Genomic DNA, 21,665 nt, shown 5'->3' with positions numbered 1-21,665 from the left:
AATAAGAGGAACGAATTTCGTTCCTCTTTTACATCTATCCACGAATTTTTAATTTCGAATCAATTTTGGAAGCAATTATGAACCGCAAACATCTAGCTAACGCGATCCGTGCTCTAAGCATGGACGGCGTACAACAAGCAAACTCTGGTCACCCTGGCGCACCTATGGGTATGGCTGACATCGCTGAAGTACTTTGGCGCTCTCACCTAAACCACAACCCGTCAAACCCAGAATGGGCTGACCGCGACCGTTTTATCCTGTCTAACGGCCACGGCTCTATGCTGATTTACTCTCTGCTTCACCTAGCAGGTTACGAGCTTTCAATTGAAGACCTTAAGAACTTCCGTCAACTGCACTCTAAGACTCCAGGTCACCCAGAGTACGGCTACGCACCAGGTATCGAAACAACGACTGGTCCTCTAGGTCAAGGCATCACTAACGCTGTTGGTATGGCGATGGCTGAGAAAGCGCTAGCAGCACAGTTCAACAAAGAAGGCCACGACATCGTAGACCACTACACTTATGCATTCATGGGTGATGGCTGTCTGATGGAAGGTATCTCTCACGAAGCATGTTCTCTAGCGGGTACGCTAGGTCTTGGTAAGCTGGTTGCTTTCTGGGATGACAACGGCATCTCTATCGATGGCGAAGTTGAAGGTTGGTTCTCTGACGATACACCTAAGCGTTTTGAAGCTTACGGCTGGCACGTAATCCCAGCAGTTGATGGTCACGATGCTGACGCTATCAACGCGGCTATCGAAGCAGCTAAAGCGGATCCTCGTCCGACTCTAATCTGTACTAAAACAGTAATCGGCTTTGGTTCTCCAAACAAAGCAGGTACGCACGACTGTCACGGTGCACCATTAGGCGCTGACGAAATCGCAGCAACTCGTAAGCAACTAGGTTGGGAGCACGGTCCTTTTGAAATTCCGTCGGAAGTTTACTCAGAGTGGGATGCGAAAGAAGCAGGCGCAGCTAAGGAAGCAGCGTGGAACGAGAAACTTGCAGCTTATGAAGCAGCATACCCTGAGCTGGCAGCTGAATTCAAACGCCGCGTAAACGGTGATCTTCCTGCTGAATGGGAAGAGAAAGCAAACGCAATCATTGCTGACCTTCAAGCTAACCCAGCAAACATCGCATCACGTAAAGCATCTCAAAATGCTCTAGAAGCGTTCGGTGCTATGCTACCTGAATTCATGGGCGGCTCTGCTGACCTTGCGCCTTCTAACCTGACTATGTGGTCTGGTTCTAAGTCTCTTGAAGCAAATGATTTCTCTGGTAACTACATCCACTACGGTGTACGTGAATTCGGTATGACGGCTATCATGAACGGTATCGCTCTGCACGGTGGTTTCGTACCATACGGCGCAACGTTCCTAATGTTTATGGAATACGCGCGTAACGCAATGCGTATGGCTGCTCTGATGAAAACTCAGAACATCCAAGTTTACACACATGACTCTATCGGTCTTGGCGAAGATGGTCCAACTCACCAACCGGTTGAGCAGATCGCATCTCTACGTCTGACTCCAAACATGAGCACATGGCGCCCATGTGACCAAGTTGAGTCTGCTGTTGCTTGGAAACTGGCAATCGAGCGTAAAGATGGTCCTTCTGCACTTATCTTCTCTCGTCAAAACCTAGCACAACAAGATCGTGACGCTGAGCAAGTAGCAAACATCGCTAAGGGTGGTTACATCCTGAAAGATTGTGCTGGCAAGCCAGAGCTAATCATCATTGCAACGGGTTCTGAAGTTGAGCTAGCGGTTAGCGCTGCTGCTGAACTAACAGCTGAAGGTAAAGCGGTGCGCGTAGTATCTATGCCTGCAACTGACGCTTTCGATAAGCAAGACGCTGAATACCGTGAGTCTGTGCTTCCAGCTGACGTAACAGCACGTATCGCAGTAGAAGCTGGCATCGCTGACTTCTGGTACAAGTACGTTGGCTTCGGTGGCAAGATCATCGGCATGACAACGTTCGGCGAATCTGCACCAGCAGGCGAGCTATTCAAGATGTTTGGTTTCACTACTGAAAACGTAGTAAACACAGCGAAAGAGATTCTTGCTTAGTCTTGATTAAATTGCCTCACCCTTAAATGGGTTGATGCATACTGAAAGCCCCGTATAAAAATGCGGGGCTTTTTTGTATCTGTTGGCTGTTATCTGTTGTCTGTTATCTGTTATCTGTTATCTGTTAGAGACTAGAAGCTAAACCGCGCACCGACTCTAACGGTGTTTTGCTTTAGGTTTTTGCTATAGGTGTAGTCATAACCTGCATCAACGGCAAGCCATGAGATAATCTTAACCGAACTAACAACCCCCAAGCTATTTAAACCATGTTCATAGGTATCTGTATAACTGTAAAACGGTTGTAGCGACCAACGTTCGTTAATCGAAACCACAGAGCCTACTTCACCGATAAACCCTTCATCGTAGTTTTTACTGGTTTCCCTGTTACATGGGTCAAGAATGCTATCATTTCGGCACGAAGAGCGTCTCTTAGGTTTCACCCAGTTAACGCCTACAGAAGCGTACAGTTCAACCTGTTGAGTGATCGACTGGTACCAACCCAATTGAATAGACATATCGGACAAAGTCGTTGAAGATCGTGTGGTCTTCGAAGAGTCGAAACCAACAAACAGAGAATCCGTTACAGCATAATTCCCCCCGAAATAGCCGCCGTAAAGTTGCTTACTGCCTGAGTTATTGTAAGAACCTTCAAAGTAATCTTGAAAGCCATCGTCACTGACTCGTGTATTCTGATATCCCGTATAGAGATAGTGAGAACCCTTTGAAGCTAAGCTTGGGAAACTCATAAGACTGAAACAAAAAACGGTAAAAATAAGGGGGCGCATCTCGGTAACTCAAAATTTGATTAGGATGTTAGAAGTGTAACTCAACGGTAATTGAACGGTGTTCTATTTTTGTTTCAAAGATTTACAAACCGATAATACTAACTTATAAAAAAGCCCTGCAAATTTCGCAAGGCTTTCTCTTATCTCTCATTCAGCTTGTCTTTAACGGTTATTTCTCTTCGAAGCGCTTCGCCAAGTGATAGAACTCATTCACTTGCTCTTTTAGCTCAGTGGAGTGATCTTTCACGGAATGCGTTGCCACTAAGTTTTGCTCGGCGGTCGACGCGATAGACTGCATATGCAGGTTTACATCACTCGATAGCTGACGCTGTTTATGCGCGGAGCTTTCAACCGACTGCATCAAATCGTTCATCGATTGCATTAAAGTTTCGACTTCAGACAAGCGCTCTGCACTCACCTTCGCCACATCACCACACGCGTCCGTTTGCTCTCGGTTCGCCAGAATATCCTTTTGCCAGCCTTCAATCGTCGCTAGCATGGTGTCGATACTCTCTTTGATCTGAACCGTCGCCTTTGACGTGCGACCCGATAGCGCACGTACTTCGTCGGCAACCACCGCAAAGCCTCGTCCTTGCTCGCCCGCTCTAGCCGCTTCAATTGCTGCGTTTAGTGCCAACAAGTTGGTCTGTTCGGCGATTCCACCAATCTCTTCCATTATCTTGCTTACGCTCTGCGCTTGGTCGCTCAATTGGTAAGTCGTTTGAGTCGCCTTTTCAGCCTGTGAAGCTAAGCTTTCTAAATTTAGATGGGTTTGATTAATACTCTCTTTAGCGCCAGCACAGGTTTGCAAAGTCACATCAACAATCTGGTGCGCTTCTTCTGTACGAGAAGAGACCTCATTCGCGGTTACTTCAACCTCTTCAGTCGCCTCTCGTACTTGAAGGATATCTTTTGTTTGTTGGTCTAAGGCTTCTGATACTTCAAATGACGTGGCATTCAGGTTGTCCGCCAAATCCTGTAGTGGCTTGGCTGAGTCTGTCATGCGACCTAGTACCGTGCGGATTCTTGCAGACAATAATTTTAAGTGAAAATCGGCAACAGAGAACTGACTATTGCCTGAATAGACAAGGCGACTGACACTATCGAATTTAGATTGCAGCTTTTTTAACTGCAATGGAGTATCAATGAGCTCTTGTCGGAAAAGCAATGCTAATGCGGAAACAGGAAGTAAGCTCAATAACCATTGCGATACTTGCCCTACTTCGATTAGGTTTGAAATCAAAGGGGCTGCTAAAGAACCGAGTAACACTGCGTAACGAACACTGTCACTGATCTGTAACGACCATTGACGCCCCGACTTCTCAGCCTTCAATAAGCTTTGGTAAGCCTTATCCGCGACTTGTACCCATTCGTTTTTAGGCTTAACACGAACCGATTGGTAGCCACTCACCTTCCCGCCATCATAAATAGGGGTAACGTAAGCATCAACCCAGTAGTAACCACCAGATTGGGTTTTATTTTTTACGATACCGCGCCACGCTTTACCCTGCTTTAGGTTAACCCACATATCGGCAAAAGCCGCTTTGGGCATATCATTGTGCCTCACGATATTGTGATGTTGCCCTAGCAATTCTTGTTGGCTGTATTCTGCGATGCGACAAAAAGCATCATTACTGTAAGTAATCACACCTTTAAGGTCGGTAGTCGAGACAAGTTGTTCGTTTTCGCTTAGAAGCGTTTCACGAGATTGAGAAGATGAACTGACAGTCATTTATATTAACTTTTGTTAATTATTGTTTTAGGCGAGGAATATATACAATTATTAAAGTTATGACAAAATGTGAACGTCACATTTTATGTAAATGCCTGCTATTTATACAAAAATACGCCTGACACCTCACAAAGCTCAGAGCTTCACGTCTTTTCTCTTCTCTTCTCTTCTCTACTCAAATTAGCGGTCATGACTCATCTAAGTTAACTGCAGTGGTAAATTTCACGGTTCTCATAGAAACAGAGGTATGGAACTTGCGAATGTTTAAATCTTTGCGCAGTACTCGTTCAACAAAATCTTCGTAGGCTTGAATGTCTTTGACCGTGACAATCAACATGAAGTCAAAACTGCCCGATATCTGATAGCACTGCGTGACCTCTGACGCCTTCGAAATAGAATGGCGAAAGATCTGATAAATATCCCCTCGGTCTCGTTCCATTTCTACGGACACAACCAAAGTCATCTTACTGCCTGTAAGTTCTGGGTTGATGATAGACACATCATTCACAATCACGCCTTCCTCTCTCAATCGTTTCACTCGCTTTAAGCAAGCCGGAGGCGATAACCCAACCATCTCAGCCAATGTGAGGTTTGGGATTCGGTTGTTCTTCTGCAGTTCAACGAGAATATTCCTATCTATACGATCAATTTCCATAATTTCTCAAAGCTCTAATTTCGTGACCAATAATTTCGAATACTACGACAAATAAAAAATTGCAGTCGAATATTGATATAGATTTTGAAATAACCATCACAATAATCAAGGTAAGATCTTCTCATTCCAAACAATCGAACCATGGTCGTAACTATGAAATCAATCTATCAATTTTTTAAAGAACTCCTCAGAGAGATTTTCGATGTCACCTCGACTCTTTTCCGAATCATGATTCCAATCATCATCGTGATAAAGGTCGTTGAAGAACTTGGCGGCGTCGTAATTCTTAGCGAATGGCTAAGCCCAATAATGGAAAGCGTCGGATTACCGAAAGAAATGGGCTTGGTATGGGCAACAACCATACTCACTAACATCTATGCGGGGCTGATTATTCTTATTAATTCCGATGCTCCCTTAACGGTTGCTCAAGCCTCGGTTTTAGGCAGCATGATGCTACTAGCGCATTCATTACCGATTGAGGGTGCAATAGCTAAAAAGGCGGGTGTGAGTTGGCTGGCTACCCTATCAGTGAGAGTCGGTGGTAGCTTGGTGCTGGCATGGTTACTCAATCTCAGTTATCAATACGGGGATTTGCTCAACTACCCAGCAACCGTGCTTTGGCAGCCTGAAGTATCTGGAGACACGAGCTATCTTGGATGGGCTATTGAGCAGCTAAAGAGCTTTGCCGTTATCTTCATGGTGATATCAGCACTATTACTGCTACTCAAGATTTTAAAAATTCTAGGCGTTGAAAAGCTCATGGCAATATTGTTAAGACCATTCTTGAGACTACTCGGAATCAGCAAAGACGCGACTAACCTAACCATTATTGGAATCACGCTTGGTCTTTCGTTTGGCGGCGGCTTATTGATCAATGAAGCTAAAAAGGGACATATCTCGGCGAGGGATGTATTCACTGCAATCATGCTGCTCAATCTACTCCACAGTTTGATTGAAGATACACTTTTGATCATGTTAATTGGGGCTGATTTTTACACCATATTTTGGGGAAGGTTAGTATTCTCAGTGCTGGTTATCGCCTTAATATCAAACGTCATTAAGCGCATGAATCCACGTACTTGTGAACGTTATTTTTATCGTGATGTCTCTCAGTCATAAGTAAATCGCCAACGAGAATAAAAGGAAAAGAGCTCAAATACGGGCTCTTTTTTACGACTTGGTGCTCATATCACCTCCGCTATTGTTAAATTTCACGCCCTTGAAACACTGAAAATCATTCTCAACACCCCAATTATTGATATTTAGAGTGAAAATAATTTCAGTATGGGTAGTTACTAAACACTCAATTATTAAATGCAATTTTTAAACACCGATAATAAAAAACGTATCTTATTATTTATCACCCCACACCTTGTATAAAGCGGTCTCAAGATAATAAACACTTACCAACCAATGTTATTAAAAATCCAAACTATCAGCTATTCATTCAAAAAAACCCATTAAATAGCTGACAATAAAATAAATAACCATCCTTATTTGATATTAACTCTTAATGTTGAAACCGGAACGAATAATGATTTGTAATGATTATTCATTTGATTGGTTAATTTTATAAATATATTTTGTTACATAATCAAAACTGATGGCTTGATATAAGAATGTCACACAAAACAATGGCTTTAATGGTTCTCATTTTTTCCTCACTGTCACAGGCTTCCACTATTGAGAACGACGAACTATTGCTGAAGTCATTGATTGAACGAGGCGTTATCTGTCCTAGCTTAACCTATGAGGGCAATCAAGAAGCTTTGCGTATCTATCTAAACGCCAAGAAAGTAAAGAGCACTCCGTTTGATTCAAAAAATAGAAAAGAGACAACCAAGACAAAAGAAATAGAAAGTATAAAAGAGATAGAAAGTACGAAACATACAGCAAACACACGTCAGTTAAATAAGACACCACAAGAGTGTATTAGGCCAGACTCGGACAACTGATTCGAATAAGGCAGTTGATACTGATATCGACATGGAAATATAAAAAGGAAATACAATGAAAATGATGAGAAAAACATTGTTGGCTTCAGCAATGCTTACTCTATTTAGCGTCAGTAGTTATGCAAAAACACCTATTGATTTAGGCGTTGTTAATGAATACAAACTCATTGAAATGCTAGTTAGACAAGGCTTAGTCGACCAAGATGCAACCGATGTGGCAAAACACGACGCACTTGACCGTTACTTAAAAAATAAGATCAATTCCGGTTTTAAAGGCGACGCTCAATTCGGTAAAAAAGCACTTGAGCAACGAGCGAAAATACTCAAAGCCATTGAGAAAGGAGCTGGCGTTAAAAAGGCCAGCGTCTTTGCTTTGGAAGTCGGCACCAAGCGTACCGATAAAGTACTGGCTCTATTGGTGGATTTCCCTGATTTGAACTGGGATGACAACAAGCTGACCGAAGAGCACACCCAAATGCTCTACGAGAGCTACAACCCAGAACATTATCAAGAGTTGCTGTTTTCAAACTCTGGCTACACAGGGCCAAACGGCGAAAACCTAATCTCGATGCGTCAGTATTACCAAAGCGAATCGGGTGACAGTTACAGCGTTGCAGGTCAAGCTGCTGGTTGGTATCGCGCCTCTAAGCCTGCGTCTTTCTATGGTGGTAACTCCCCGACGACCGACAACGATCTCAACGCACAAGAACTGGTTCGCGAAGCGCTAAATCAACTGGCTCAAGATCCGAGTATCAACCTTGCCGATTACGACATCGAAGATCGTTACGATTACGACGGTGACGGAAACTTCCGTGAGCCCGATGGTGTGATTGATCACCTAATGGTGTTCCACGCATCTGTTGGCGAAGAAGCCGGTGGTGGCGTATTAGGCCCAGATGCTATCTGGTCTCACCGATTCAACCTTGGTCGCACACATGTGCTTGAAGGCACCTCTAGCTCTCTTCCTGACCGCTTTGGTGGCCAATACGCAGCATTTGATTACACCATTCAACCGATTGACGCGGCAGCGGGTGTCTGTGCTCACGAGTATGGCCATGATTTAGGTCTGCCAGACGAATACGACACACAATACACAGGCAAGGGTGAACCAGTATCTTACTGGTCAATCATGTCCTCAGGCAGCTGGGCTGGTCAAATCGGTGGCACACAACCAACAGCATTCAGCTCTTGGGCAAAACACTTCTTACAAAAATCGATTGGCGGTCGTTGGGTTAACGATGATCAAATCTCGATTGATGACCTAGAAGACAACCCACAGGTTTATACGCTGTTCCAAACGACGGATAACAGCCGTCCGAACATGATTAAAGTGGACCTTCCAGAAAAACAGATCGAAGGTTTAAAACCGTTTGCTGGTGAGTATTCATTCCACTCTCAAAAAGGCGATGACCTGAAAAACAGCATGACACGCAAGTTTGTGATTCCAGCCGGTGATTCTGCATTGCTTTCGTTCAAAACGTGGTTTGAAATTGAGAAAGACTACGACTTCGCTCGCGTGCTAATCAACGGACAAGCAATAGCTGGCAACATCACCTCAATGGATGACCCATACAATACTGGCCTCGTTCCTGCTATTGGCGGCGAATCTGGCGGGTGGATTGACGCTGAGTTTGACGTTTCACAATGGGTAGGCCAAGAAGTAGAACTGTCATTTGAGTACATCACCGATGGTGGCTTAGCGATGGAAGGCTTCTATTTGGATAACCTCAGTGTGGTCGTGGATGGTGAAGTGACCTCAATAGACGATGGTGAAAGCAACTCCACCTTCGCCCTAAATGGCTACAAGCTGAGCAATGGATTCCACCAAGCGCAACACTACTACCTGCTGCAATGGCGTAGCCACATGGATGTTGATGAAGGCCTAGCCAACATCAAACGTATGGGGCAACTTATCTCATTCGATCCGGGTTTGATCATTTGGTACGTAGACGAGTCACTGACTGATAACTGGGTAGGCAAACACCCAGGTGAAGGTTGGTTAGGTGTGGTCGATGCAGACCAGAATGCCATGACTTGGGAAAAATCTGGTGAAGTCGCTCAAACTCGTTACCAAGTTCGTGATGCTGCGTTCTCACTCAAAGATCATACCCCAATGCGTCTTGTGAACAGCGACAATGATGTACTTGAAGATACCAGTTTGCTTGGTAACGCTAGCTTCTCTGACGACCAAGACTACACGTCTCCTCAAGCGCCTGATTCAGGACGTATCCTGACGGAGTTTGGTTTAGCCGTTGATATTGTGAATCAGAGTGACAACAACGAATACGGCGTGGTTCGCTTATCGAAAGTAAGCCAACACAACGTCGCCCCTACTGCGAACTTTGAGCTTAATGTTACTGGCCTGAACGTGTCTGCACGTAACTTCAGTTCTGACCAAGATGGCGAGATCACCAGTTATCTATGGGACTTTGGCAACGGCACAACAAGTAACGAAGTGGCACCAACTTGGTCTTACGAACAAGCCGGTGAATACACGGTGAGCTTGACTGTTGTTGACGACAAAGGTGCTACCGATTCATTCAGCTCCGTAGTGAGTGTTGAATCTCCAAACGCCCTTCCAGAAGCAAGTGCAAAGTACATTCACTTAGGTCGTTGGGTAACCATGTGGTCAACAAGTTCAGATAGCGATGGTCGTATTGTTGATACCGAGTGGACACTTCCAAACGGAAAGGTGAAACGAGGTCGCACATTCACTTCTATCTTCCCTTCATACGGAAAGCACGAGGTGACCCTGAAGATAATCGATGACCAAGGTGGGATTACGACTAAGACAATTTTGGTCGACCTGTAGCTCATCTTAGGTCTTAGGTTTTAGGTTTTAGGTTTTAGGTTTTAAACGATAGACCATAAAAATAAGTACGCGGCTCTATCACACGTACTTACAAGCAAGCTTAAGCACTGTTGTCTTCGAGCATGAGCCAAGACAGCAGTTTTAAGGAAACGTTATTATTTAAGCCGTAAGCAAAAGCCCTACCGATTTGGTAGGGCTTTTTATTGGTCGCAGTTCGAGATACTAGGGTTCTAATCACAGTAACGAATTTACTGAACCACCATTCGATGAGCCATTACACAGGCTGCTTTTGAATACGCGATTTACGAGCACTAAATACGAACAGCAAGATAACAGCTAACACGAATGGTAATACGTAGATGTTGAGGTTCTGCCACCCTGCGGTCGATTCTAGCCAGCCAGAGAGCATCGCTGTAATAGTCACACAGCCAAAGACAATAAATTCATTAAACGCTTGTGCCTTAGCTTTATTCTGCGATTGGTAGGACTGACTAAACAAACCTGTTGCCGCGATAAACATGAAGTTCCAACCCACACCAAGCACAACTAGAGCAGCTCTGAAGTGCCAGATAGATTCGCCATGAATGTTAATCGCGATACAGACGACGAACAGAATCCCGCCCGCCAAGATCATCATTCTTGAGCCAAACTTCTCGATAAGTGATCCGGTAAAAAATGCAGGTACAAACATCCCCAACACGTGCCACTCAATCACGCCAGCAGCTTTAGTAAAGTCAAAACCACAGCCAATCATTGCCAATGGCGTTGCAGTCATCAAAATGTTCATTACAGCGTAAGCAACCATGGCTGCAAAGACCGCACCAATAAAGTTCGGCGCTTTAACGATCACACCTAAAGGATCGGCTTTGGGAGCCTGACTATTAAAAGAGACTTTAGGAAACTGAATGGTTTGTAAAATGAGTAACGCAAGAATGTTCAACCCAATCAAAGAAGCAAAAGCACCAATGTACAAGCCATCTGCTGACCATTGTTGAGACATTATCGCTAAGTTAGGCCCGAGTACCGCCGCTAACACTCCACCAGCCATTGATATTGAAATCGCACGGTGGCGCGCATTTTCGTCACACACTTCGATAGCAGCAAAGCGATAAAGCGTGCCAAAACCTATGCCTATCCCAAGTAAGAACGTGGCGAAACAAAACAGATAGAAATTTTGCTGAGACAGTGCGTAAGTCGCAAGGCTAGCCCCTGTAATGCCAACCACATTACCAATGCTAAATCCTCGCTTCCTCCCTAACTTGCCTGAAATTAGAGACGCAGGAATAGTGGCTGCCATTAAACCCAAAAACTGCAGTGCAACCGGCAAGGTAATCATGCTGACACTGGGCGCAATCTGCTTACCGATCAAGCCAATCACCGAGATCAGTAATATATTACCCGTCATCAACAAGGCCTGACACAGTGAGAGCAGCCAAACATTTCTATTCATCTTCGTTCCTAAATATGAGCACTGTTGGTCAATAGACCAAATAATCAACAAAGTCGCAACACTTTGTTACTCATAGCAACTCTACAAAGCGGCCAATAGACCAATATCAATAGTTACCACCATATGACTTTGATTAGCGTTACTTAAGACGCTAGAGTTGAAATTATCATTACTTAAGATAATAATAATTTTCTGTTATTTATAGGCTTTAGCATTTGAAGGTGAGTATGATCAATCCACTTTGGCTCAATACATTTAAGACTCTGGTTGAAGTTGGACATTTCACCCAAACGGCTGAAAAGTTGTACATGACACAACCAGGGGTCAGCCAGCACATCAAGAAGCTTGAACAAGCTTGCAATTGTGACCTGTTATCGAGAGAAAATAAAAGCTTCGAGCTGACCGAACAGGGTCGGATTATGTATCGCTATGCGCTCAAGCTAGAAAAAGACCAAGAAGATTTATTCGAATCTCTGAGTTTTGACAATCCTTATGCTGGGCAATGTCATCTATCCTGTTCGGGTTCACTCTCTTTACGTCTGTATCCCAAGCTTCTTGAACTTCAGCAGCAACACCAAGATCTGAGCATTAACTTAGAAGCAGCTCCAAACAAAAAGATATTGAACGACCTAATCCAAGGCACCACCGATATCGGCATTGTTAGGCACTCCCCAAACGACAGTTACTATCAGAGCCAAGTCATTGGTAAAGAAGCACTCTGCCTCATCGTTCACAGCAGTCTGGCTCACTTAGAGATAACTCCACAAGTACTGCACGACATTGGCCTGATTGCGCATCCAGATTCTGCTCACTACCTGTCTTTGTATTTCGATCTGTGTGGAGACAAGGATCTCGCGAACATCAACGTTAATGAAATACCAAGATCTGGCTACATCAATCAGCTTCACCAGATCTTGCTGCCAGTATCGAAAGGGTTAGGCTTTACCGTCTTACCGGCAGGTGCAGTTGAGCACTTCCCGGAAAGAGACAAGTTGCACGTTGTGCCACCCAAAATAGAGGTTGAGGAAATACTGTATCTGGTTCAAAAACGAAACCGAAAACTGCCGCACCGATACGATACGGTTATCGATCTGATCAAACAGAACGTGAGTGGTTAGAAGCGTTGATTAGTTGATTAGTTGATTAGTTGATTAGTTGATTAAATTTAAAACCTTTAACCCAGAAGATTAAAGGCTTTAGTACTGAAGCACTTATTATTCAGACAGTAATAGCGATAAGACAGCAACTGTTATATGCCGACTAAGCAAAGCGGCTTATTCCAAGGTACTGAGAACCTGACAGGCTCGCTCGAAGTCATAATTATCTAACGCACTTTGCACATCGTTAAGCGCAACAGAATTTGGATACTCTTTAAGTAACTCGGCCACGTATTGCGTTGCATCGTTATCATAAGCTTCCAGCAGCGAGAGTAGCTTAACCCTTTGATCTTCTTTGACCACGGTTCCCATCGCACTTGCTTCACTCATGTATTCTACTTGTGGCTTCACAATCTGGCTTTCCGTTGCTGCAATAAGCTCAACTAACCTCGCCTCACCTTCTCTGAGGGCTTGATCATCACACAAACGATTGTGAGCTTTATCTTCTAACTCTCCCATCAAATCAGCAAACCGGAGGCCGCCAATCGACGCTGCCATACTTTTCAAAGTATGCAGGTTTCTTTCAAGCGTAATCCAATCGTCTTGTGCCAAATTATCAAACGCATCAACCATCATGTTTGGGGCACTGCTATGGAACTTCCCAATCAGTTTGTTTTGAAGTTCTGCATCATGATGAGTGAGCTGTTCAAATCGTTGCTGAGAAAACACACTGATCACATTAATGCTGTTAGGTTGATTTGTTAGGCCTTCGAGTTGCTCTGCCTGCCCATCTAACGGCGCTGCCTTCTCTTCTACCATCACCTCTGGCACGATGTATTTGATAAGCAAAGAGGTCGCTTTATCAATGATTATTGGCTTATCTAAGAAATCCGTTACCCCTGCGTCTCTTGCTCTCTGTTTTGCATCAGCGAATACATTGGCCGACATCGCAATGATAGGAACTTTCGTATCAAACTCTCTAATTTTTCGTGTCGCTTCGAAGCCATCCATAATCGGCATTTGAAGGTCCATAAAAATCATTTCATAATCGTTAGTTTGAGCTAACGCCACAGCTTCTATGCCATTTTCGGCTAGATCAGCATTCAATTTAGCACGACTAAAATATGCCAGAGCTAAATCTTGGTTCAGCTCGTTGTCTTCAACCAACAACACCCTTTGTCCTTTAAACTCAATATGATAATCCAGTTTAAGTTCTTGCGACTTAAAGTCCGCGAGTTCCTCTGTGTTCGACCGAGGTAGCGTCAAAGGAAAAGAGAACTCACTGCCCTGTCCCAATATGCTCACTACTGAAATTTCACTGCCCATGGCTTGTACAAGCTTTTGACTGATATTAAGCCCTAAACCTGTGCCACCAAACCTACGTGTGGTGGTACTATCTGCTTGGCTAAACGCTTGAAAAAGTTTATGTAGGTTCTCTTCTGATATGCCTATCCCGGTATCAGAAACAATGATCTTCATACTCACACTGTTCTCGTCAGATTTGACCAGTTCAACGGCTAAGGTTACTTGCCCATGCTCTGTAAATTTAATGGCATTACCAATAAGGTTCAGGATTACCTGAAATAGCCTCAATGGGTCACCAAGCATTGGCGTCTCTAGTTCCGGCGCAATCGACATTGATAAATTCAGCTGCTTTTCGATTGCTTTCGACTCCATCAACTCAATCACATCTTTGAATGTCGTTACAGGATCAAATGGAATACTATCGATAACAAGCTGACCCGCTTCTATCTTTGAGAAATCAAGAATATCGTTGATGATAGTTAATAATGAATGACCCGAACGATGCACTTTCTCAATATAGTTTCGAGCGACCGGATTAGATATTTCCCCAATCGCTAGATAAGATAAACCAATAATCGCGTTCATCGGCGTTCTTATTTCATGGCTCATGTTAGCTAAGAATTCAGATTTGGCTTGGCTCGCCAAATCGGCTCGCTTTTTCTCTTCTTCTAGTTGTTCATTTAGGCGTTTCATTTCTGAAATATCAAAAGCCCAAAATAGAGTCGCGACTTCCCCATCAAGCTCGAGTAGGTAGTAACTAACAAGGGCGACAAAACGACTGCCATCAAATTTCCGAAGCATTAACTCCCTATTCACAACCTTACCGTTAAGACTCAGTTCTTTATACAAATCATCACGATCGGATAAAGTGTTATAAACGACTTCAACATCAATAGAAGAAAGCTCTCTTCGTTCTACTCCAAAAAGACGTTTCGCCGTATCATTCGCATAACGAACTTGTTCGTCGACAATAACACTAGCTGCTATAGGGGACGTGTTCAAAATGTTGTAAAGCTGATTTTGTGCTTTACGAAGTGCTTCGGTAGCGTTATTAGCAATAGTGATTTGCTTAGATAATTTCCTATTCCAAAATACAATCAACAATACTATCACTACGGAAAATACCGAGATGGTATAAACGAGTTGGTAATCAACTTTTTCAATCGCTTTAGGTGCCGCCCATTTAGCGGATATTTTTTGGTGGTCTTCTGCAGAGATACTTCCTATTGCTTTGTTAACAATAGACAGTAATAACGGCTCTGATTTAATGACGTGTAAGGTCGGCGATAAAAAGAAATCCAATCGACCAATAATTCCGATACCTCGATAACCAAATGAATTGATCAAATAATTCAACACATCGACAGTATCAATAAATCCATCGAGCTCACCAGATTCAACTCGATCCAACCCTTCTTTGGTGGATTCGACAAGATCCCATTCAATATTTGGGTAACTTTCAACAATGGCTTCGGTATTAGCACCACTGGCTAATATTCCAAGCTTCCAACCTTTAGCCTCTTTAAGCACAATACTATTTACATCACGCCTTGAAGCTATCGCAAGGCGACTAGAGAATAGCGCTTTTGCTGGCTTTACACTTTCGCCTAATGAGCGGTTCTCAACCGCAGCTGACACTAAATGTACTCGTCGATGATCAACGAGGCGACGAGTTTCTTGCCAACTTTCAACGTCGACATGACTAAGGCGCAGTCCGGTTTTTTGTTCAATTAACTTGAGGTAATCATCAATCATCCCTATATATTCATCCTTGTTTGACAAAGCTTCATAAGGTAATGAGTTTGGATCGATACCTATCTTTAGTTCGGGATGATCCTTGATCCATTGACGCTCTTTCTGACTTAGGTTAAGAAGTTCACCAGTCAGGCTGTTCGATTGGTAAACATCTGAGATATAACGCTGAGCTCCTTCACCAAATGACTCAAATTGGTCAATTGAAGGGAAATACACATAATTACTCTCAACCGAATTGACATCAAAATAAAATGTCATGAAGCCCGCATTAATACTTCCTGTTTGCGTTTTATAACCAGCACCTTTGGTAACAGACGATAATTCAGACGTATTCTTTTTACTCAGCGAAGAATCTAATACTTCGCCTAAATACCAAGATTCAATCGGTCTTTTATTATTATCCGCTTGAGCAGAAATAACCTTGAATGTGTGCTCAGCATCGAATATGTCAAAGATCTTAGGGAGTTCTTCGAAGCGGTCATTCACAATAAAGTAAGCGGAGATTTGAGCGATAATATCGGCTTTTCTAAGTACAGGAGTAAGATCATTCTTAACTTGGGTTTCAAGTATCTGTTCAAACTCATCATCAGTTTGCTTTAAATATTTAATCGCTTCGTTAAAACTGTCTCTTAACTTGGGCGTTCTAAAATCAACATAAATTGGATAATCGACTTTAAAATCTTCGTGTAGTTCGATTTCACGCATTTCAATGAAACGAGTATTTGTCACAAACCATCTTAATACCCGTTTTTCGACCATTAACAAATCAACATTTTGTGCTCGTAGTTGAGAAAATGCAGACTCTAAGCTATCAATATCTTCAATTCGATCGATGCTCACCTTATCTTTAAGTAGTTCGACAGAATTTTTTATTGGTGATGTTTCATCGAATAACAAAGCACCTAAAGATAGGTTCTTGGCAGATTTGAGGTTCAAGTTACGTCTTTTTAACGAAACTGGCACGAATTCAACATCCATGACTTTGTCACTCAAAAAGTGCACTGAAGACCCGTCAGCCTGTATCCCTGAGACAAACGATATCGAACTATTGTTATCGATGGCTTGATTCGCAGCACTACGAGGCAACGTGACAACGTCACCAAGTCGGTAGCCCATGTTGTTTAGAGCCCTTTGCATAATGTCGTGTTCGATACCGACAGAAGTGCTATCCGGGTACATATATGGTGGATTACCAAAACCAAACACCCCTTTAACTGGAGTTCGGTAGGGTGAGTCTTTTAACCAATGCGATAGGATCCGGTTTTTCTTCCCAATATCAAACGTTGCAATTTGTTGGTTTAACAAAGCAAGCAATTCGGTGTCCTTAGTTCGAACAACCATTGCAGCTTCTATGTATTTCCAGCGGTCGAGAACGTAATTGACCGCTAAACTGTATACACCACTCTTGTGAGCAAGATTTAATGTTGTAACGGGCTCGGCGAGCATCCCATCGACTGAACCATCTTCCAGTGCTCGGATAGCATCAATCGCAGTATCAAATTGGACTCTTTCGATTGAGCTGAGTTGTACCCCCGACTTTTCTAGATCGATACTATCTTGAACCATGGCGATACGCCGCTTATCGGACTGCTCAATGTTGTCGGTGGTAGGGTCGTCGGTAGGAAGAATCACCGCGATTTGGTAAGGGATGTAAGGATTAGTAGCGAGAAATCGCCCACCTTCGCTCGGATCAAACTGTTGGAAAGGGAAAACATCTCCTTTCCCATCAAGTAGCGCTTGTTTCGCGTCAGAATTAGAGTTTACGCTTATAAAATCCGTCTCAATTCCATAATTAAGTTCAAACTCGTTCGCCCAATCCCGAATGATACCTGACACCTCCCCTCTATCATCAATAAACGAATAAGGATAATGACTGGAAAGCGCGATAAAGGTCACTTTAGGTTTACTTTCTAACCACCGGGTTAAATCATCTTCACTAACACTCACGGCATGAGCATGTGGTAAACCAATGAGAAGAAACAACAAACTGGAAATGAGTATAAAGCACTGCTTAATCCATATAACAAAGCGCTTATTCATCTTTAAATTTCTCTTTAATCGCTAGTATTTCGGGCAAGTTGACGAAAAAAAGATCGACGATAGTCGGATCAAAATGCTTGCCTTTCTGTTCTTCAAACAAGCTCAGCGCCTCATCGACACTCCAAGCCTTCTTATAAGGACGCTCTGCTGTCAGGGCATCAAATACGTCAGCAACGGCCGCAATTCGTCCGACCAATGGAATATCTTCGCCGGCTATCTGGTTTGGGTAACCACTGCCATCCCACTTTTCATGGTGATACTGCGCGACTTGAATGGCCATACGCATCAGTTTGGAATCGCCCTGCCTACCAAGGATTTCAACACCGAACTCGACGTGTTTCTGCATTGTAGTCCATTCATCGGCATCCAATTTGCCTGGCTTCAGTAACACACTGTCAGGAATGCCAATCTTGCCAATATCATGCATCGGCGCTGCATCACGTAAGGTCTCGGCATCTTCGTCTGTCATGCCCAAGGCTTTGGCTAATATCTCGCAATAATGGCTCATGCGCATAACATGCATGCCTGTTTCGTTATCTTTAAATTCAGCGGCTCTACCCAATATGTTGAGCGTTTCTAGTTTGCCGAGATTGATCTCTTGGGTTTTCTCTTTCACCTGACTAAACAAAGCTCGTTGCTGGTCATAAAGAGCAATATGGGTTTTTACACGTTGTAGTGCAATTTCAGGTGTAATTGGCTTCGTTAAATAATCAACAGCACCTAAGGACAAGCCTTTTACTTCGGCTTCAGGGCCAATCTTTGCGGTAACGAATATAATGGGGATATGCGCAGTATTTGGCTGAGCTTTTAATTGACGGCACACTTCGTAGCCATCGATGTCAGGCATCATGATATCAAGGAGAATAAGATCTGGCTGCGGCACCATCTTCGCTATTTTGATACCGATAGTACCGTTAATCGCGACCTTAACTTGATAGGTATCTTTGAGGATTGCCGTTAACACATCTAAGTTACTTGGGGTGTCATCCACGACTAACACTATAGGTTTACGACTCATTGACACCTCTTATAAAAATCAAACAGTTATAAACATAGTGTAGATGGGTTTTCGTACCTCTCAACATGAAAATGACAAATGATTGTTAAAAATGAAGAGTCGATCTTCGAGTGACATCAAACTAACGGTTTGATCCTCGTCTGATGTCAAAAATACGGCAGAGATTAGCGTATAACACAAGAGGGAATATGCTGTCTTGGACATATGAACCATACGAAAAGAGCTCCTCATATGGGAGCTCTTTTCATTTCGGTAACTAAGGGGTTAAGCAGACTAGAGACCCAGTAATCTAACGACCTGAATAATACATACAGATTCGAACGCCATCGAACTCGCGAATCTCAAATGGGATCTCGTAGATCGATTCCATCACTGACTTTTCAACCACTTCAGAGACCTTACCCGACTTAACCACTTGGCCCTTCTTCATCGCGACAATGTTATCAGAGTAACAAGAAGCAAAATTGATGTCGTGAATCACGATCACCACCGCTTTATTGAACTCATGCGCTAAACGACGCAGTGTCTGCATGATTTCAACCGAGTGTTTAATATCTAGATTATTCAGAGGCTCATCTAAGAACACATAATCTGTATCTTGCGCCACAACCATCGCGATAAACGCCATTTGACGCTGACCGCCACTCAATTCATCAAGGTATTTGTTTTGGATGTCGGTAATGCCAAGGTGCTCTAGTGCCGTATCGACGATCTTATGATCTTCGTCTTTCAAGCGGCCTTGAGAATGTGGGAAACGACCAAAACAGACCAACTCACGAATCGTAAATCGCATATTGATGTTGTTTGACTGTCTTAACACGGCAAGGTGCTTGGCTAGCTCTTTGGTATCCCACTCAGCCAATAACTTATCGCCAATGACCACTTCACCCGCGTCACTTTCTGTTAAACGGCTTGCCATTGAAAGCAGTGTACTTTTACCCGCACCATTTGGGCCAATGATAGAAGTCACTTCTCCTTTCGGGAACATAGCACTGGCATCATCAACCACGAGTGACTTGCCATACTTCTTAGTTAAACCTGTTAATTTAATCACTACTTACTACCTTTACTGAATTCTGGTGCGTAACAACAAGAACATAAAATACAAACCACCGACCAAGTTAATGATCACACTCACTGTGGTTTCAAACGCCATTACTTTTTCGATGAACCATTGACCAGACACGAGCAACACTACCGCTAACAAGCTGCTAGCGATGATTAGAGTACGGTGCTGATAAGAACTGAATATCTGACGAGCCAAACTTACTGTGATTAAACCGAAGAAAAGTACCGGGCCAACCAAGGCAGTTGATACCGCGACCATCACTGACACAATAACCAAGGTAATCTGAGTCAGTCGCTTGGTATTCACGCCCAAGCTTGTTGCGTTATCGACACCAAGCCAAAGCACATCAAGCTTAGGTGCTAATAACCACAGGCCAAGCAAGCTCAAACCTAATGGAATAAGGCTGAGGTAAACCAGTTCGCCTTTCACGTTATTGAAGCTTGCAAACATCACATTCTGCAACACCGCAAATTCATTGGGATCAATCAACATCGCAAGGAAGTTCGCTAAGCTCGAGAATACGCTGCCACATACGATACCAATCAGAAGCAGTGTGAATACGTTATTTCGCTTGCTCTTAAAATAGAAATGGAACAGAGCAAACGAGAACAAAATCATCACAGTCACAGACATCGAAAAGTTTGCGATTGAATCAATCACCCAGAAACTGGTACTGCCAAATACAAACAGAAGTACCGTTTGAACCAGCATATACAAGCTATCAAAGCCCAAGATGGATGGGGTTAGAATTCGATTATTAGTGATGGTTTGGAAAACCAATGACGACGCCGAGATCGCCACCGCCGCCAGCACAATCGACAGCAGTTTGGGTAGTCGCAGAGACAAGAAGAACTCATAGTTATCCCACGTAAGTCCCTGCCCCACAAATACTGCCGCCATACACAAAGACGCGATGGCCAGAATCGCAATTTTTACTGAATCACGCATTCGACTTGTCTCTCATGATTAGGTAGATAAAAATCAAGCCGCCAAAGACACTGATTACCATCGAGATTGGAATCTCGTAAGGGAAGATGACGATTCGAGCTAACAAGTCACAAACCAATACTAAGATCACGCCCCAATAGGCTGTCCAAGGCAGAATCTTCTTCATGTTATCGCCCATCATTAGCGACACGATATTCGGCACGATAAGGCCAAGGAATGGGATAACACCGACAATCATCACTACAGAAGAGGCACAGATAGCGACCAATGCAACACCAATGAAGACGATCTTCTGATAATTCAAGCCGATGTTTTTCGCAAAGCTCTCGCCAATACTCGCCGCACTGAACTGACTCGCGAAGTAGTAAGCCAACACACAAGCAGGCACTGCGAGGTAAAGAATTTCATAGCTGCCTTGCAACACACTCGCAAAGTTCGCCATTGTCCATGCCGACATGGTTTGTACTAAGTCGTACTTGTAAGCAATAAAGGTTGTTAGAGACGAAACAACGTTGCCATACATGATGCCAATCAAAGGCACCAACACCGCATTCTTAAACTTAAGGTGTTGTAGAAAGCGGACCAATAGCATGGTTCCGAAAACCGCAAACGCGAAAATGAAACCTAAGTAGCTCCATTGCGCTGCATTGCCCAGAACCAGAATACCGACTATGTAGCCAAGCATGGCGCAGTCAATGGTACCCATAGTCGAAGGCGCGGCAAACTTGTTCTGCACGATCTGTTGCATGATCAAGCCAGCGACACTCAAGCCCGCACCGGCAAGTACAATCGCGAACAGTCGAGGGATTCGACTAACAACATAAATAGAGTTGGCGTGTTGGTTGCCATTGAAGAAGTCGCTAAAACTGATTTCAGCGACTCCAATCATCAATGACATAATGCATAACACAACAAGAAATACAGCAGCGGCAATGGGTTTCAACATAGAAATAATACTAAAGGTAGGGCTCTTTG

The 21,665-nt window shown here is 43.5% G+C and carries 14 protein-coding genes; 5 read left to right on the top strand and 9 right to left on the bottom strand.

Annotated features, from left to right (window positions below; translation table 11 throughout):
* The first annotated feature begins 77 nt into the window (after nucleotides 1–77).
* A complete protein-coding gene (tkt, locus tag DUN60_RS19425) occupies nucleotides 78–2,069 on the top strand; it encodes a transketolase (protein WP_114635098.1) in 1,992 nt (663 codons plus the stop codon).
* A gap of 131 nt (nucleotides 2,070–2,200) precedes the next feature.
* Here the strand turns inward: tkt and DUN60_RS19420 are convergent, their stop codons facing one another.
* The 3 genes from DUN60_RS19420 to DUN60_RS19410 form a co-directional block, all read right to left on the bottom strand.
* A complete protein-coding gene (locus tag DUN60_RS19420) occupies nucleotides 2,201–2,815 on the bottom strand; it encodes a hypothetical protein (protein ID WP_114635096.1) in 615 nt (204 codons plus the stop codon).
* Nucleotides 2,816–3,023: 208 nt separating this feature from the next.
* Entirely contained in the window at nucleotides 3,024–4,586 is a 1,563-nt protein-coding gene (locus tag DUN60_RS19415) for a methyl-accepting chemotaxis protein (protein WP_114635094.1), read from the bottom strand.
* Between the two features lie 187 nt (nucleotides 4,587–4,773).
* Nucleotides 4,774–5,241 carry an Lrp/AsnC family transcriptional regulator gene (locus DUN60_RS19410; RefSeq protein ID WP_114635092.1) on the bottom strand — a complete coding sequence of 156 codons (468 nt, stop codon included), beginning with the start codon at nucleotides 5,239–5,241 and terminating at the stop codon, nucleotides 4,774–4,776.
* A 153-nt stretch (nucleotides 5,242–5,394) separates the two neighbouring features.
* Between DUN60_RS19410 and DUN60_RS19405 the strand changes: the two genes are divergently transcribed.
* From DUN60_RS19405 to DUN60_RS19395, 3 genes are all read left to right on the top strand, one after another.
* A complete protein-coding gene (locus DUN60_RS19405) occupies nucleotides 5,395–6,360 on the top strand; it encodes a hypothetical protein (RefSeq protein ID WP_065207153.1) in 966 nt (321 codons plus the stop codon).
* Nucleotides 6,361–6,860: 500 nt separating this feature from the next.
* The gene (locus DUN60_RS19400) at nucleotides 6,861–7,196 is read left to right on the top strand and encodes a hypothetical protein (RefSeq protein ID WP_114635090.1); all 336 of its coding nucleotides are present in this window, start codon (nucleotides 6,861–6,863) and stop codon (nucleotides 7,194–7,196) included.
* A 55-nt stretch (nucleotides 7,197–7,251) separates the two neighbouring features.
* Nucleotides 7,252–10,008: an immune inhibitor A domain-containing protein gene (locus DUN60_RS19395; RefSeq protein ID WP_114635088.1), complete on the top strand. Its 2,757-nt coding sequence runs from the start codon at nucleotides 7,252–7,254 to the stop codon at nucleotides 10,006–10,008.
* 274 nt (nucleotides 10,009–10,282) lie between these two features.
* On the opposite strand, the gene DUN60_RS19390 is transcribed toward DUN60_RS19395, so the two are convergent.
* Nucleotides 10,283–11,458 carry an MFS transporter gene (locus DUN60_RS19390; protein ID WP_114635086.1) on the bottom strand — a complete coding sequence of 392 codons (1,176 nt, stop codon included), beginning with the start codon at nucleotides 11,456–11,458 and terminating at the stop codon, nucleotides 10,283–10,285.
* 227 nt (nucleotides 11,459–11,685) lie between these two features.
* Between DUN60_RS19390 and DUN60_RS19385 the strand changes: the two genes are divergently transcribed.
* Nucleotides 11,686–12,576 (top strand): LysR family transcriptional regulator, encoded by an 891-nt coding sequence (locus tag DUN60_RS19385; RefSeq protein ID WP_114635084.1) that lies wholly within the window; start codon nucleotides 11,686–11,688, stop codon nucleotides 12,574–12,576.
* Between the two features lie 156 nt (nucleotides 12,577–12,732).
* Here the strand turns inward: DUN60_RS19385 and DUN60_RS19380 are convergent, their stop codons facing one another.
* The 5 genes from DUN60_RS19380 to DUN60_RS19360 all read right to left on the bottom strand — a co-directional run bounded on the left by DUN60_RS19380 (nucleotide 12,733) and on the right by DUN60_RS19360 (nucleotide 21,636).
* Nucleotides 12,733–17,655: an ATP-binding protein gene (locus DUN60_RS19380; RefSeq protein ID WP_114635082.1), complete on the bottom strand. Its 4,923-nt coding sequence runs from the start codon at nucleotides 17,653–17,655 to the stop codon at nucleotides 12,733–12,735.
* Complete coding sequence (locus DUN60_RS19375) at nucleotides 17,648–18,673, bottom strand: HD-GYP domain-containing protein (RefSeq protein ID WP_054545659.1); 1,026 nt, start codon at nucleotides 18,671–18,673, stop codon at nucleotides 17,648–17,650. Before DUN60_RS19375 ends, DUN60_RS19380 begins: the two co-directional genes overlap by 8 nt.
* Nucleotides 18,674–18,962: 289 nt before the next feature.
* Entirely contained in the window at nucleotides 18,963–19,727 is a 765-nt protein-coding gene (locus DUN60_RS19370) for an iron ABC transporter ATP-binding protein (RefSeq protein ID WP_017094730.1), read from the bottom strand.
* A gap of 12 nt (nucleotides 19,728–19,739) precedes the next feature.
* Entirely contained in the window at nucleotides 19,740–20,690 is a 951-nt protein-coding gene (locus tag DUN60_RS19365) for an iron chelate uptake ABC transporter family permease subunit (RefSeq protein ID WP_016793444.1), read from the bottom strand.
* Nucleotides 20,683–21,636, bottom strand: coding sequence for an ABC transporter permease (locus DUN60_RS19360; protein ID WP_114635079.1), 954 nt, complete (start codon nucleotides 21,634–21,636; stop codon nucleotides 20,683–20,685). The genes DUN60_RS19365 and DUN60_RS19360 overlap by 8 nt, the downstream gene beginning before the upstream one ends.
* Nucleotides 21,637–21,665: the final 29 nt, after the last annotated feature.

This window comes from Vibrio splendidus (assembly GCF_003345295.1).
Lineage (GTDB): Bacteria > Pseudomonadota > Gammaproteobacteria > Enterobacterales > Vibrionaceae > Vibrio > Vibrio splendidus_K.
The sequence above is the reverse complement of the archived record's forward strand: the minus strand, read 5'-3'. Positions and strand labels throughout refer to the sequence as shown.

Excerpts from the sequence above, each read along its gene's own strand:
- DUN60_RS19390 (WP_114635086.1), bottom strand. The coding sequence starts at position 11,458 with ATGAATAGAAATGTTTGGCTGCTCTCACTGTGTCAGGCCTTGTTGATG.
- DUN60_RS19405 (WP_065207153.1), top strand. The coding sequence starts at position 5,395 with ATGAAATCAATCTATCAATTTTTTAAAGAACTCCTCAGAGAGATTTTC.
- DUN60_RS19365 (WP_016793444.1), bottom strand. The coding sequence starts at position 20,690 with ATGCGTGATTCAGTAAAAATTGCGATTCTGGCCATCGCGTCTTTGTGT.
- DUN60_RS19360 (WP_114635079.1), bottom strand. The coding sequence starts at position 21,636 with ATGTTGAAACCCATTGCCGCTGCTGTATTTCTTGTTGTGTTATGCATT.
- DUN60_RS19400 (WP_114635090.1), top strand. The coding sequence starts at position 6,861 with ATGTCACACAAAACAATGGCTTTAATGGTTCTCATTTTTTCCTCACTG.
- DUN60_RS19375 (WP_054545659.1), bottom strand. The coding sequence starts at position 18,673 with ATGAGTCGTAAACCTATAGTGTTAGTCGTGGATGACACCCCAAGTAAC.
- DUN60_RS19420 (WP_114635096.1), bottom strand. The coding sequence starts at position 2,815 with ATGAGTTTCCCAAGCTTAGCTTCAAAGGGTTCTCACTATCTCTATACG.
- DUN60_RS19415 (WP_114635094.1), bottom strand. The coding sequence starts at position 4,586 with ATGACTGTCAGTTCATCTTCTCAATCTCGTGAAACGCTTCTAAGCGAA.
- DUN60_RS19380 (WP_114635082.1), bottom strand. The coding sequence starts at position 17,655 with ATGAATAAGCGCTTTGTTATATGGATTAAGCAGTGCTTTATACTCATT.
- tkt (WP_114635098.1), top strand. The coding sequence starts at position 78 with ATGAACCGCAAACATCTAGCTAACGCGATCCGTGCTCTAAGCATGGAC.
- DUN60_RS19385 (WP_114635084.1), top strand. The coding sequence starts at position 11,686 with ATGATCAATCCACTTTGGCTCAATACATTTAAGACTCTGGTTGAAGTT.
- DUN60_RS19395 (WP_114635088.1), top strand. The coding sequence starts at position 7,252 with ATGAAAATGATGAGAAAAACATTGTTGGCTTCAGCAATGCTTACTCTA.
- DUN60_RS19410 (WP_114635092.1), bottom strand. The coding sequence starts at position 5,241 with ATGGAAATTGATCGTATAGATAGGAATATTCTCGTTGAACTGCAGAAG.